The 13,026-nt window shown below is 71.4% G+C and carries 11 protein-coding genes; 7 read left to right on the top strand and 4 right to left on the bottom strand.

Features of this window, described 5'->3' with window-relative positions:
• Positions 1-22: 22 nt before the first annotated feature.
• Together OG570_RS06535 and OG570_RS06530 are read right to left on the bottom strand one after the other, a co-directional pair.
• Complete coding sequence (locus tag OG570_RS06535) at positions 23-478, bottom strand: ABA4-like family protein (protein WP_326955956.1); 456 nt, start codon at positions 476-478, stop codon at positions 23-25.
• On the bottom strand, positions 478-1,434 hold the full coding sequence (locus OG570_RS06530; protein WP_326955955.1) for a hypothetical protein: 957 nt from the start codon (positions 1,432-1,434) through the stop codon (positions 478-480). The genes OG570_RS06535 and OG570_RS06530 overlap by 1 nt, the downstream gene beginning before the upstream one ends.
• Positions 1,435-1,564: 130 nt before the next feature.
• Between OG570_RS06530 and OG570_RS06525 the strand changes: the two genes are divergently transcribed.
• Positions 1,565-2,194 carry a MerR family transcriptional regulator gene (locus OG570_RS06525; RefSeq protein WP_326955954.1) on the top strand — a complete coding sequence of 210 codons (630 nt, stop codon included), beginning with the start codon at positions 1,565-1,567 and terminating at the stop codon, positions 2,192-2,194.
• On the opposite strand, the gene OG570_RS06520 is transcribed toward OG570_RS06525, so the two are convergent.
• Both OG570_RS06520 and OG570_RS06515 read right to left on the bottom strand, forming a co-directional pair.
• Positions 2,191-3,198 (bottom strand): ketopantoate reductase family protein, encoded by a 1,008-nt coding sequence (locus OG570_RS06520; protein ID WP_326955953.1) that lies wholly within the window; start codon positions 3,196-3,198, stop codon positions 2,191-2,193. The two genes, OG570_RS06525 and OG570_RS06520, sit on opposite strands and share 4 nt — an antisense overlap.
• A complete protein-coding gene (locus OG570_RS06515) occupies positions 3,198-4,934 on the bottom strand; it encodes a serine/threonine-protein kinase (RefSeq protein ID WP_326955952.1) in 1,737 nt (578 codons plus the stop codon). Before OG570_RS06515 ends, OG570_RS06520 begins: the two co-directional genes overlap by 1 nt.
• Before the next feature lie 97 nt (positions 4,935-5,031).
• Here OG570_RS06515 and OG570_RS06510 point away from each other — a divergent pair, with 97 nt between their 5' ends.
• From OG570_RS06510 to OG570_RS06485, 6 genes are all read left to right on the top strand, one after another.
• Positions 5,032-6,864: a methylmalonyl-CoA mutase family protein gene (locus OG570_RS06510; protein ID WP_326955951.1), complete on the top strand. Its 1,833-nt coding sequence runs from the start codon at positions 5,032-5,034 to the stop codon at positions 6,862-6,864.
• On the top strand, positions 6,864-9,032 hold the full coding sequence (gene scpA / locus OG570_RS06505) for a methylmalonyl-CoA mutase (RefSeq protein WP_326955950.1): 2,169 nt from the start codon (positions 6,864-6,866) through the stop codon (positions 9,030-9,032). Before OG570_RS06510 ends, scpA begins: the two co-directional genes overlap by 1 nt.
• 3 nt (positions 9,033-9,035) lie before the next feature.
• The gene (gene meaB / locus OG570_RS06500) at positions 9,036-10,031 is read left to right on the top strand and encodes a methylmalonyl Co-A mutase-associated GTPase MeaB (protein WP_247060823.1); all 996 of its coding nucleotides are present in this window, start codon (positions 9,036-9,038) and stop codon (positions 10,029-10,031) included.
• 59 nt (positions 10,032-10,090) lie between these two features.
• A complete protein-coding gene (locus OG570_RS06495; protein ID WP_326946187.1) occupies positions 10,091-10,393 on the top strand; it encodes a hypothetical protein in 303 nt (100 codons plus the stop codon).
• Between the two features lie 226 nt (positions 10,394-10,619).
• Entirely contained in the window at positions 10,620-11,921 is a 1,302-nt protein-coding gene (locus OG570_RS06490; protein ID WP_326946188.1) for an amidohydrolase, read from the top strand.
• A 220-nt stretch (positions 11,922-12,141) separates the two neighbouring features.
• Positions 12,142-12,984 carry a DUF559 domain-containing protein gene (locus OG570_RS06485; protein ID WP_326959903.1) on the top strand — a complete coding sequence of 281 codons (843 nt, stop codon included), beginning with the start codon at positions 12,142-12,144 and terminating at the stop codon, positions 12,982-12,984.
• The last annotated feature ends 42 nt before the right edge of the window (positions 12,985-13,026 follow it).

Genomic DNA, 13,026 nt, shown 5'->3' with positions numbered 1-13,026 from the left:
GCGAGCGTATCCGGACATACACCTACTTCCGGGGTCCGGGGGCGGGCCCCCGGCCGGGGTGCGGGGGCCGGGCCCCCGCAAGACGCTGCACCACCAGGAAAGCCACCAGCCCGAACGGCGACAGGAAGATCGTGAGCAGCAGGATCGGGCTCACGATCCACGGCGAGACGTTCAGCGAGCGCGCCTCGAAGTACATCCACCGCGCGATGAACAGGTCGAACGCGATGAGGTGCGCCCAGACGAGCCCGGCGCCCCACGGCGTGGCCAGCAGCGTCTGCAGCACGCCGAGGTCGGGCCGCAGCATCGCCCGGCCCCACTCCGCGAAGTGCGGCAGCGCGAGCCCGAAGTAGCAGACCAGCGGCAGCAGCGGCACCCACGGCGAGCGCATGATCCGCGCCGTCCAGCGCCACTTCGGCAGCAGGATCATGAGCGCCCAGAACGGCGTCGCGAGCGGGAACGCCCAGGTGAACCAGGCCATCACACGGCCACCCGGTCAGGGGTCCGCACGACGGCCCACGCGCTCAGCCCGACGGCGGCCGCGAGTGTCGCGGCCGCGCCCAGCGTCACGGCGTCCGGGTGCACGATCGACTGCGCCCGCAGCGCCTGCCAGGTGACCAGCCCGATCAGGCCCGTGTAGCCGGCGGCGCCGATCAGGACCAGCCGCGCGCGGACGACGTCGTCGCGCAGCCGCGGGAACCGCGAGGTCAGCGCGAGCAGCGCGATCGCGAGCAGCGGCAGCGCCTGCAGCGCGTGCATCCCGACGAAGTGCGGGATCCGCAGGTCGCCACCGACCGTGCTCCAGCCGAGGATCGGCAGGCCGGGGCCGCCGTCGGCCAGGCCGACGGTGTGCGCGCCGACCATGTCCGGCGTGCCACCGGACTTCCACTGCGCGAGCTGCTGTGCGGTCGGGCTCGTCATCAGCATGCCGAGCGAGATCCCGACGAGCGACAGGACGGCGCCGGCGCGCACGGCCCAGAAGCTCGCGCGGTCGGCGACCTTCGTGAACATGACCAGGACGGTCAGTGCGAACGTCGCCAGCCAGAGCCCGATGATCATCTTGCCCATGACGTCGTAGATCGTGGTGTCCAGCGGGGTCGAGTTGTTGAAGTGGCTCGCCCGGCCGCGGGCGGCCTGGAGCGCCAGCAGGACGTACTCGCCGGTGAAGATCACCACGAGCGCGCTCGTCAGCCAGCCCGCTGTGCGGCGGAACCGCGGCAGCAGCGAGACCAGCCAGCTCCACGTGAGGAAGTAGAGGCTGCCGGAGATCGCGAACTTGAGCGGCTTGACCCAGATCGGCGCGCCTTCGAGCGTCCGGTGGTCGACGAGCATGGCGGCGACGCAGAGCACCGCCACCACGCCGAAGGCGGCGCCGGCGTACCGCGACGGCGGGTGCCACCCGCGGGTTCTCGTCCGGAGATCGGCAAGGATGGTCATGGTTCCTCCCAGAATGGATAGTCAAGCTCTCCGTTATGGGAAGTTAAGGTATCCATGCTGAGAAGTCTTCAGGGTTGCCCCGGAGGCGGACCCTGAACCGAACGCGGGATCGGAGCGGAAACGCATGCGGATGGCCGAACTGAGCGCCGAGTCGGGGGTGCCGGTCGCGACCGTCAAGTACTACCTGCGCGAAGGCCTGCTGCCGCCGGGCGAGCGCACCAGCCCCAACCAGGCGCGGTACTCGGCGACGCACGTCCAGCGGTTGCGGCTGATCAAGGCCCTCACCGAGGTCGGCGGGCTGTCGCTGGCCTCGGTCGGCACGGTGCTCGAAGCGATCGACGGCGACAAGACCCCGCACCGCACGATGGGCGTCGTCCAGGAGGAGCTGGCCGGCCCGGCGCCCCAGGTGTCCGACGAGGCCGCCGACTGGGCGTGGGAGCTGCTCGACGGGATCGTCCGCCGCAACGGCTGGGGCGAGCTGAAGCGCAAGCACGTCGCGGTCGGGAACCTCGTCGCGGCGCTGGCCACGGCCAAGGAGCTGGGCCACGACAAGCTGGCGGAGCACCTCGAGGAGTACGCGCACCTGGCGATCCGCGTCGCGGAGCTGGACGTCGACACGGTGACGGGCCTGACGTCGTACGACAAGATCATCGAGGCCGGGCTGGTGGTGACGGTACTGGGCGACCGGATCTTCGCGGGCCTGCGCCACCTCGGCCAGGAGCTGGTGTCCCGCGAGGTCCTCGGCGACCTCCCCGACTAACCGAGGCCCAGGAGCCGCCGAAGCTCTTCGACGCTCAGCGAGCCCGGCCGGAGTCCCGCGCGAGCCGCGTGGCGGGCCAACGCCGTGAGCTTGGCGTTGACCGGCGCCGGCTGCCCGGTGCGGCGGCCGAGCAGGGCGATCTCGCCGTTGAGGTAACCGGTTTCGATCGTGCCGGTGCCGCGGACGAGCGACTGCCAGCTCGACCCGCCCAGCTGCGCGGGCTCACCGGGTACCGGCTCGAACGACAGGCCACCCCAGTCGGCGTCGACCTCGTCGTCGCCGGCGTAGGCGATCCCGGCGCTCGCGAGGACGGCTTTGCCTTCGTCCTCGGCCACTCGCCGCAGGTCGTCCGCGCCCGTGGTGTCGCCGAGCAGCGCCTGCAGCGCGTTGCTCAGGTTGGACAGCAGCTTCCGGTACTTCCACCGCATGACGTCGGCCGCCGGGATGACGCCGAAGCCGGCCGCGGCCCAGTCCGCGGGGAGCGCACCGAGGTCGTCGTCGCCGGCGCCGTACCGGCCGATGTGGAAGACGCCGCGGGGCGAGCGGGTGCGGACGATGACCTCGCCGGGCTCGGTCAGCACCGTCGGGAACCACACGCACACGCCGAAGACCCGGTCGAAGGCGCGCAACGCGATCTCTTCGCCGGCGACGCCGTTCAGCGCGGTGAAGATCGGCAGCAGCTCGGCGGCGCTGCCGGCGACGGCCCCGGCGTGGTCGTGCACCGGCACGTCTGCCCACTGCTCGACGGCGGCTTCGGCCTGGTGCGTCTTGGTCGTCAGCACCAGGACGTCGTCGACCGTCAGCCGCACGCCGTCGGGCCCGGTCGCCACCGGCACGCGGAGCGTGGACGTGCCGTCCGGGCACCGCAGCGTCAGGCCGCCGGTCGCCATCGCCGCGGCGTGCGCGCCGCGGGCGACCAGCAGGACCGAGCTACCGCGCTGGGCGAGGAGGCCGCCGAGCGCGCTGCCGATCGCGCCCGCGCCGACGAAGACGTACCGGGTCATCAGTCGGAGATGGTCAGCGACTGGGCGACGGGCTCGAAGACGTCCTTGCGGGTCGCGTCCTCCTGCTCGGTCGGGGCGGTGACCGAGAAGATCCAGAGGCTCGAGCCCGCCTTGAGCAGGTTCATGAACGTCACGCGGGTGACGCTGGTCGAGTCGCCGCTGTCGGTCGTGCGGAAGGTCAGCGTGGTCCCGTTCGCCAGGGGCTGCGGCGGGAAGAGCTGGAAGCCGTCGGACGGGTAGAGCTGCTTCAGCTGGTCGATGTAGGGCTGGTCGCTGGGGTAGTCGCCGAAGTAGTTCGTCAGCCGTTCGAGCCGGATCACGCGGCGGCCGTCGTCCGAGACGTACTGGACGACCGTGCTCAGCCCGAACCGGGTGTCGTGCGGGGCGACGAACTTCTCCCAGCCCTTCGGCACGCCGAGGCCGAACTCGCCGCCCTTCACCCCGGTCGCCACGTTCGCGTCGCCGGACTGGCGCACCAGCTCGGGCGGCGGCACCTCGGTGGGCCCGTTGGACGCCGGCCGCGGCTCGGCGGCCGGCGGCAGCAGCGACTCGCCGCCGACCGTTCTGGCCAGCGCGAACCCGCCGCCGGCGGCCACCAGGAAGAGCAGGATCGCCACGCCGATGAGCACGGCGGTGGCCTTGCCGGTCCGCCGTCCCGGCCGCGGCAGGGGCGGCGGCGGGACGAACACCGTGGCGGCCGGCGGTGCCGGGGCCGGGGCGGCGGGCGGCGGCTTGAGGAACGGCAGCGGGCCCGGGTCCGACGCCAGCTCGGCGCTCTTCTCGGCCTGCTTCTCCACCTTCTCCGGCAGGACGGTCTTGATCACCTGCGTGTCGGTGGCGTCCGGCTGGGCGGACGTCTTCTTGCCGTCCGGCGTGCGGAACAGCTCGGGCCCGAACAGGTCGAGCGCGGTCTTCGTCTGCAGCGGGTACAGCCGGTGCCGGACGTCGCGCAGCGTGATCCGCTTGTTCGGCTCCTTCTTCATCAGCGCCGAGATGACGTCGGCCAGCGGCCCGGCCTTCGGCTTGGGCACCTTCCCGTTGACGACCTTGCCGACGGTCTCCAGCGGATCGCCGTCGGCGTCGTACGGCGGCGCGCCCTCGACCGCGGCGAACAGCGTCGCGCCCAGGCCCCACAGGTCCGCGGCGGGGGTGACGGCGCCGCCGGAGGCGACCTCCGGCGCGATGTAGGCGGGGGAGCCGAGCATGATCCCGGTGCGCGTCATGGTCGCTTCGGAGACGTTGCGGGCGATGCCGAAGTCGGTCAGCTTGATCCGGCCGTCGCTGGCCACGAGGACGTTGCCCGGCTTGACGTCGCGGTGGGTGATGCCGGCGGCGTGCGCGGCCTCCAGCGCGGAGGCGACCGCGATGCCCATCGCGGCGGCCTGCTCGAAGGTCAGCGGCCCGTGGTCGCGCAGGATGTGCGCCAGGCTGCGCGAGGGCAGCAGCTCCATCACCACGAACGGCTGGTCGTTCTCGCGGGCGACGTCGTGCAGGATGATCACGTTCGGGTGGGACAGCACGGCGATCGCGCGGGCCTCGCGCAACGTGCGTTCCCGCAGCTCGTCCGCCTGCGACGACGGGATGCCCGGCGGCACCTTCATCTCCTTGACGGCCACCTGGCGGTGCAGGAACTCGTCGTAGGCCGACCAGACGGTGCCCATGGACCCCGAGCCCAGCACCGAGCGCAGCCGGTAGCGACCGGCGACCAGTCGTGTCTCTTCGCTGGAGGGGGGCACGCGCCAATTGTGTCGTACCCCGCTCCGACCCCTACCACCCCCAGGGGCGACCAGACTCACAGGCTGTCCGTGTCGAGTGCCTCTACCATCACTGGGTATGACTGAACTGGCCGGTCCGGAGTCAGCGCCGATCTCCGAATTCGACCTGGCGGCCGAGTTTCCGCAGGCGACGCGCGAGCAGTGGCAGGAGCTCGTGGCCGGCGTGCTGCGCAAGAGCGGCAGACTGCCGGAGGACTTCACGGGCGCCCCGGAGAGCAAGCTCGTCACGCGTACCTACGACGGCATCGAGATCCAGCCGCTCTACACCGCGGACGACGTGCCGGGCGACGCCGGCTTCCCCGGCCTGTCGCCGTTCGTGCGCGGGGCGAGCCCGGAAGGGCAGGTCAGCACGGGCTGGGACGTCCGGGCCCGGTTCACCGGCACCGATCCCCAGGCCGTCAACAAGGCGATCCTCGCGGACCTCGAAGGCGGCGTCACGTCGATCTGGCTGACCGTGCCGCCCGCGGCCATGGCCGACGCGCTGAACGACGTCTACGTCGACCTGGCGCCGGTGGTCCTCGACGCGGGCGCCGAGTACGAAGCCGCCGCGGCCGCGTTGTTCGAGATCTTCGACGAGCGCGAGATCCCGGCGAGCGAGGCCACCGCGGTGCTGGGGGCCGACCCGATCGGGCTCGCGGCCCAGACGGGCGCTGACGTCGCGCTGGAACCGGCCGCCGCGCTGGCCGCGCGTGTCGCCGGGAAGTACCCGAAGGTGCGCACGATCGTCGCCGACGGCCTGCCGTTCCACGAAGCGGGCGGGTCGGACGTGCAGGAGCTGGGCGCGCTGGTCGCCGCCGGCGTCACCTACCTGCGTTCGTTGACGGACGCGGGCCTCGACGTCGAAAGTGCGGCCGGGCAGCTGGAGTTCCGGATCGCCGCGACCGCCGACCAGTTCTCGACCATCGCCAAGCTGCGCGCGGCCCGCCGCCTCTGGGCGCGCGTTGCCGAGGTGTGCGGCTTCTTCTCGCCGATGCGCCAGCACGCCGTGACGTCGCCGGCGATGCTGACCCAGCGCGACCCGTGGGTGAACATGCTGCGCACGACCGTCGCCTGCTTCGGCGCGGGTGTCGGCGGCGCGGCCGCGGTCACCGTCCTGCCGTTCGACGCCGCGATCGGCCGGCCCGACGCGTTCTCCGCGCGGATCGCCCGCAACACGCACGCGGTGCTGCTGGAGGAGTCCAAGCTGGCCGGCGTGGTCGACCCGGCGGGCGGCTCCTGGTACGTCGAGAAGCTGACCGACGACCTGGCCCGCGTCGCCTGGGCCGAGTTCACCGCGATCGAAGCCGCGGGTGGTCTGGTCGCGGAGCTGGCGTCCGGCGCGCTCGCCGGCCGCCTCGCCGAGACGTGGGACAAGCGCGCGAAGCGGCTCGCCACCCGGCGCGACCCGCTCACCGGCGTCAGCGAGTTCCCGAACCTGACCGAGAAGCCCGTGAAGCGGGAGCCGCTGGAGTCCCCTGTGGACGGTGGGTTGCCGCGGCACCGCTACGCCGAGGGCTTCGAGGCCCTGCGCGACGCGTCCGACGCCTACCTCGCCGAGCACGGCGAGCGGCCGAAGGTCTTCCTGGCCACGCTCGGCCCGGTCGCCGCGCACACCGCGCGGGCCGGGTTCGCCGCCAACCTGTTCCAGGCGGGCGGGCTCGAGGTGGTCAACCCGGGCGCGACCGACGACCTGCCCGGCGCGTTCCGCGCGTCCGGCGCCAAGATCGCCTGTATCTGCGGCACCGACGACGCCTACGCGACCCAGGCCGCCGAAGTCGCGGCATCCTTGGGCGCCGAACACGTACTACTGGCGGGCAAGGGTTCTTACGACGGCGTGGACGGCAACGTCTTCGCCGGCTGCGACGCCCTGGAAGTCCTGACCGGTCTGCACGCCAAGCTGGGAGTTGCGTGATGACGATCCCGAACTTCGCCGACGTCGACCTCGGCACGCCCGAGCCGGGCGACCGCGAGGCCTGGGCCAAGGCCGTGCAGGACGCCACCGGCAAGGGCCCGGACGCGCTGGCCTGGGAGACGCCCGAGGGCATCGGCGTCAAGCCGGTCTACACCGCGGCCGACCTGTCCGATGTGGACTTCCTCGGCACGTACCCCGGCATCGCGCCCTACCTGCGCGGGCCGTACCCGACGATGTACGTCAACCAGCCCTGGACCATCCGCCAGTACGCCGGGTTCTCCACGGCCGAGGAGTCGAACGCCTTCTACCGCCGCAACCTCGCGGCCGGGCAGAAGGGCCTGTCGGTCGCCTTCGACCTGGCCACCCACCGCGGGTACGACTCCGACCACCCGCGCGTCTCCGGCGACGTCGGCATGGCGGGCGTCGCGATCGACTCCATCTACGACATGCGCCAGCTGTTCGACGGCATCCCGCTGGACAAGATGTCCGTGTCGATGACGATGAACGGCGCGGTGCTGCCGGTGCTGGCGCTCTACGTCGTCGCGGCCGAGGAGCAGGGGGTGCGGCCGGAGCAGCTCGCGGGGACCATCCAGAACGACATCCTCAAGGAGTTCATGGTCCGCAACACCTACATCTACCCGCCGCAGCCGTCGATGCGGGTCATCTCCGACATCTTCTCCTACACCTCGCAGCACATGCCGAAGTACAACTCGATCTCCATCTCCGGCTACCACATGCAGGAAGCCGGGGCGACCGCCGACCTCGAGCTGGCCTACACCCTGGCCGACGGCGTCGAGTACATCCGCGCGGGCACCGAAGCCGGGCTGGACGTCGACAAGTTCGCGCCGCGCCTGTCGTTCTTCTGGGCGATCGGGATGAACTTCTTCATGGAGGTCGCGAAACTGCGCGCGGCCCGGCTGATCTGGGCGAAGCTGGTGAAGGGCTTCGACCCGAAGTCGCAGAAGTCGCTTTCGCTGCGGACGCACTCGCAGACGTCGGGCTGGTCGCTGACCGCGCAGGACGTCTACAACAACGTCGTGCGCACCTGCGTCGAGGCGATGGCCGCGACCCAGGGGCACACGCAGTCGTTGCACACCAACGCGTTGGACGAGGCGCTCGCGCTGCCGACCGACTTCTCCGCGCGCATCGCCCGCAACACGCAGCTCCTGCTGCAGCAGGAATCCGGCACCACGCGCGTGATCGACCCGTGGGGCGGCAGCGCCTTCGTCGAGAAGCTGACCTACGACCTCGCGCGCAAGGCGTGGGGCCACATCAGCGAGGTCGAGCAGGCCGGCGGCATGGCCAAGGCGATCGACGCGGGCATCCCGAAGCTGCGCATCGAGGAGGCCGCGGCCCGCACCCAGGCCCGGATCGACTCGGGCCGGCAGCCGGTGATCGGCGTCAACAAGTACCAGGTCACCAGCGATGAAGACATCGAAGTCCTCAAGGTCGACAACGCCGGCGTCCGGACGCAGCAGCTCGAGAAGCTGCGCCGGCTGCGTGAAGAGCGTGATCAATCGGCCACCGACGACGCGCTGCGGCGCCTCACCGAAGGCGCCGGGAACGGCGGCAACCTCCTGGAACTGGGCATCAACGCGGCCCGGGCGAAGGCGACCGTCGGCGAGATCTCGGACGCGCTGGAGAAGCTCTGGGGCCGGCACTCCGGCCAGATCCGCACGATCTCGGGGGTGTACCGCGAGGAGGTGGGGAAGTCGCAGAACGTCGAGAAGGCCCGTTCGCTGGTCGAGGAGTTCGCCGAGGAGGAGGGCCGCCGGCCGCGGATCCTCGTCGCGAAGATGGGCCAGGACGGCCACGACCGCGGCCAGAAGGTGATCGCCACCGGCTTCGCCGACATCGGCTTCGACGTCGACGTCGGCCCGCTGTTCTCCACCCCGGCCGAGGTCGCCCGCCAGGCGATCGAGGCGGACGTCCACGTCGTCGGCGTGTCCTCGCTGGCCGCCGGGCACCTCTCGCTGGTGCCCGCGCTGCGCCACGAGCTCGCCGAGCTGGGCCGCGCGGACATCATGGTCGTGGTCGGCGGTGTGATCCCGCCGCAGGACTACCCGGCGCTGCGCGAAGCCGGGGCAGCGGCGATCTTCGGGCCGGGCACGGTGCTCGCGGACGCGGCCATCGACCTGCTCGGCCAGCTCGCGGCGCAGGAGTCCTGAGCGTTGCCGCGCAAGATCGACGTCCCCGCCTACGCCAAGGGCGTGCTGGCGGGTGACCGCGGCACGCTGTCGAAGGCGATCACGCTGGTCGAGTCCCAGCGCGAGGACCACCGCGCGCAGGCGCAGGAGCTGCTCGTCGAGCTGCTGCCGTCGGCGGGTGGCGCCCGGCGCGTCGGCATCACCGGCGTCCCCGGTGTCGGCAAGTCGACATTCATCGACCAGCTGGGCACGGACCTGACGGCCGCCGGGCACCGCGTGGCCGTGCTGGCCGTCGACCCGTCGTCGACGCGCACCGGCGGGTCGATCCTCGGCGACAAGACCCGGATGGCGCGCCTGGCCGTCGACGAGCGGGCGTTCATCCGCCCGTCGCCGACGTCGGGGACGCTGGGCGGCGTCGCCCGCGCCACCCGCGAGACGATCGTGCTGATGGAAGCGGCCGGCTACGACACCGTCCTGGTCGAGACCGTCGGGGTGGGACAGTCCGAAGTGGCCGTCGCGAACATGGTCGACTGCTTCATGTTCTTGACGCTCGCGCGCACCGGTGACCAGCTGCAGGGCATCAAGAAGGGCGTCCTGGAGCTCGCCGACGTCATCGCCGTCAACAAGGCCGACGGCGACCACGAGAAGGACGCGCGCCGCGCCGCGCGGGAGCTGGCCGGCGCGTTGCGGATGATCTACGGGCCCGACGCGGCGTGGACGCCACCCGTGCTGACCTGCAGCGGCCTGCACAACCTGCGGCTCGACGAGGTCTGGGGCGCGATCGAGGAGCACCGCGCCGCGCTCTCGGCGTCCGGCGAGCTGGCCGCCCGGCGCCGGCAGCAGCAGGTCGACTGGACGTGGTCGATGGTGCGCGAAAATCTGCTGAGTCGGCTGGCGGCGCATCCGGACGTGCGAACGGTCGTTCCCGACGTCGAACGGGCGGTGCGTGACGGTGAACTGACCGCTACCCTCGGTGCACAGCGGATCCTCGACGCGTTCGGTCCACCACGTGGTGGCTGACCCGCGGGTCCCGTGCGGGCAGAATGCCGGTTGACCGCCGGTCGTGGCGAAGGGATGACATGGCGATACTGCGTGCTCTGGTCGTTGCCGGCCTGCTGGGGGCGGTGCTGTTCACCGCGTCGCCCGCCCAGGCCGCACCGGCGCGGCCGGTGGCTGTCACGGTGACCGTGGCGCACGCCGGCGCGGCGCCCGTGCTCACGCAGACCCAGGCGCCCGGACCGGTGCTCGACCCGGCCCAGACCGACAAGGCGAACGCCGAGAAGACCAAGACCAAGCTGATCGCCGGCCTGGTCGCGGTGGTCCTGCTCGGCATCGTCGTCTGGGGCCGGCGGATCCGGTCGAAGAAGGCCAAAGGGTCGTAACCCTGCGTCCGGACGGGCGAGCAGCCGTCGGCGTTCGCCTTGGCCGAACTACTGCACACCGTTCAACGCAGATCAGCTACCGGCCGTCTAGGACGCCTCGTTTCGAGGCGCGGCTTGCCTCCTGCATGGTGCACGATCGTCTGCAAATGCGTACGAAAGAACGATCGGCACGTTGCGTGACCCCAGCCGCTGCGCGGGTTACCCGTGTTGCGGGAGGAGGTGCGGCGTGACGGTGCTCGACTCACGACCGGACGTTCCAGGCGACCCCCACGGGCGCATCATCACCCCTATCGAGGGGCCGGAGGCGCTCATTTCCGAAGCCGGCGTAACCATGGCTCCCGTGGAGGACCTTGGTGCGGGCCGCGGCCCGTTCTGGCTTGACGACTGGCTTCGCGCCAACGCGACCGACGTGCTCGCGTGGCGCAGGCACATCCACGCGCACCCGGAGCTGTCGCGGCACGAGTTCGCGACCACCGAGCTGGTCGTCACGCTGCTGCGTGCCGTCGGCCTCAAGCCGTGGGTGCTGCCCGGCGGCACCGGTGTCGTCTGCGACATCGGCCGCGGCGAGCGGTGCGTCGCGCTGCGCGCGGACATGGACGCGCTGCCGCTCACGGAGGCGACGGGGCTGCCCTACGCGTCGACTGTGGAGGGTGCGGCGCACATGTGCGGCCACGACGCCCACACGTCGATCCTGCTCGGCGCGGCCCGCGCCCTGGCCGGCGCGCCGGAGCTGCCCGGCAAGGTGCGGCTGATCTTCCAGGCCGCCGAGGAGGTCATGCCCGGCGGTGCGCTGGACATGATCGCGGCGGGCGCGCTGGACGGCGTCGACCGGATCTACGGCCTGCACGTCGACCCGCGGCTCGAGGTCGGCAAGGTCGGCATGCGCGTCGGCGCCCTGACGTCGGCCGCGGACCTGATCGAGCTGCGCCTCACGTCGCCGGGCGGGCACACGTCCCGCCCCCACCTGACGGCCGACCTGGTGCACGCGCTCGGCACGGTGATCACGTCACTGCCGTCGGTGCTGTCCCGCCGCGTCGACCCCCGGTCCGGCACGGTGCTGGTCTGGGGCGCGGTCCACGCGGGCCAGGCGGCCAACGCCGTCCCCCAGGACGGCGTCCTGCGCGGCACCCTGCGCACGGCCGACCACGAGGTCTGGACGGCGCTGGAGCCCCTGGTGGCGTCGTCGGTGGAGTCCCTGCTGGCCCCCACGGGCGTCGGCTTCCAGCTGGACTACCGCCGAGGCGTCCCCCCGGTCGTCTCCGACGCGGACTCCACGGCCCTGATGCGCGCGGGCGTCGAGGCGGCCCTGGGCGAAGAAGCGGTGGCCGGCACCGAGCAGTCCTCCGGCGGCGAAGACTTCGGCTGGTACCTGGAGCACGTCCAGGGAGCCTTCGCCCGCCTGGGCGTCTGGCCAGGCGACCCGGCCCCGCAATCGGACATCCACCGCCCGACCTTCATCCTCGACGAGCGGGCCCTGGCCTGCGGAGTCCGAACCCTGGTCCACACAGCCCTAGCCACCCTCGCCTGACCGTGTCGACCCTTCAATCACGCGTGTCGACCTCCTGATCACGCGTGACGACGCTTCAGTCACGACTGAGGCATACACAGGGTTATCCACAGGCTGGTAGTTATCCACAGGTTGGGGATGAGGCCCTTCCATTGCACGATGGAAGGGCCTCATTCTTGACTTCGTGATCGACTGGGCAAGGCGACATGGGGTCCTCTCGCGAAGCGAGGCTGACCGGGTTCTGGGCCGGCGGAAGGTCCTTGAGGGGCTTGAACGAGGCGTACTGACCCAGCCGTGGCGGGGCGTTGTGGTGCATGCCTCCGACCTGTTGAAGCTGCCGACGAGAGCCGCGGCGGCGCTGCTTGCCGTGGGGCAACCGGTGACTCTGTCCGGCGCTACTTCCCTTGCACTGCATGGTATTTCCGCCGCCGGTGACCGCGATGTCCACGTAACGGTGCCCTATTCGCGCCGCATCCGATCGCGCACCGGCTTGATCGTGCACCAAGGCGGCTTCCGGGACGAGGACATGATCGAGATCGATGGCCTGGCCATGTTTTCGATCGATCGCGCGCTGGCAGATTTTCTCTGCGACGGGGACAAGCGCGCGGCCTTCGCGGCGGTCGACGAGGCGATGAGAGGCCTGCCTCCTGACCACTGCGCGAAGCTCCGGGAGAACGTGCGGGACCGCCTTGACGATCGCCGGGACCGGCGAGGTATCCACAGGGCGCTGATGCTGCTGGACCTCGCCACGGGCAAGGCGGAGTCGCCTCCCGAGAGCGTGCTCCGGCTCATCGTGGTCGAGGCCGGATTTCCCGCGCCCGAGCCTCAGCACGAGATCACCGCCATCGACGGCAGGAAGCTCTTCGTGCTCGACATGGCCTGGCCGGCCCGGCGCATCGCCCTCGAGTACGACGGGTTCGCCGCGCACGAGGAACGGCGCGACTACGACCTCAAACGAGACGAACAGATGCAGGGCCGGGGCTGGGTCACCGTCCGTGCCGCCGCCGCTGATCTCCGTGATCCCAGCCGGCTGCTGACCGACCTGCGGAGCGCCTTCGACCGGCGATCCGGTCGAGCGGCGTGATCAGGAGGTCGACACGCGTTATTGAAGGGTCGACACGTGTGA

The organism is Amycolatopsis sp. NBC_01286, from assembly GCF_035982555.1.
In the GTDB taxonomy this organism is placed as follows: domain Bacteria; phylum Actinomycetota; class Actinomycetes; order Mycobacteriales; family Pseudonocardiaceae; genus Amycolatopsis.
Note: the sequence above shows the minus strand (reverse complement) of the source record. Positions and strands in the feature narration are given on the sequence as shown.

Bases quoted from the DNA above. Each gene is read 5' to 3' on its own strand.
- OG570_RS06535 (WP_326955956.1), bottom strand. From the start codon at position 478: ATGGCCTGGTTCACCTGGGCGTTCCCGCTCGCGACGCCGTTCTGGGCG.
- OG570_RS06530 (WP_326955955.1), bottom strand. From the start codon at position 1,434: ATGACCATCCTTGCCGATCTCCGGACGAGAACCCGCGGGTGGCACCCG.
- OG570_RS06525 (WP_326955954.1), top strand. From the start codon at position 1,565: ATGGCCGAACTGAGCGCCGAGTCGGGGGTGCCGGTCGCGACCGTCAAG.
- OG570_RS06520 (WP_326955953.1), bottom strand. From the start codon at position 3,198: ATGACCCGGTACGTCTTCGTCGGCGCGGGCGCGATCGGCAGCGCGCTC.
- OG570_RS06510 (WP_326955951.1), top strand. From the start codon at position 5,032: ATGACTGAACTGGCCGGTCCGGAGTCAGCGCCGATCTCCGAATTCGAC.
- scpA (WP_326955950.1), top strand. From the start codon at position 6,864: ATGACGATCCCGAACTTCGCCGACGTCGACCTCGGCACGCCCGAGCCG.
- OG570_RS06495 (WP_326946187.1), top strand. From the start codon at position 10,091: ATGGCGATACTGCGTGCTCTGGTCGTTGCCGGCCTGCTGGGGGCGGTG.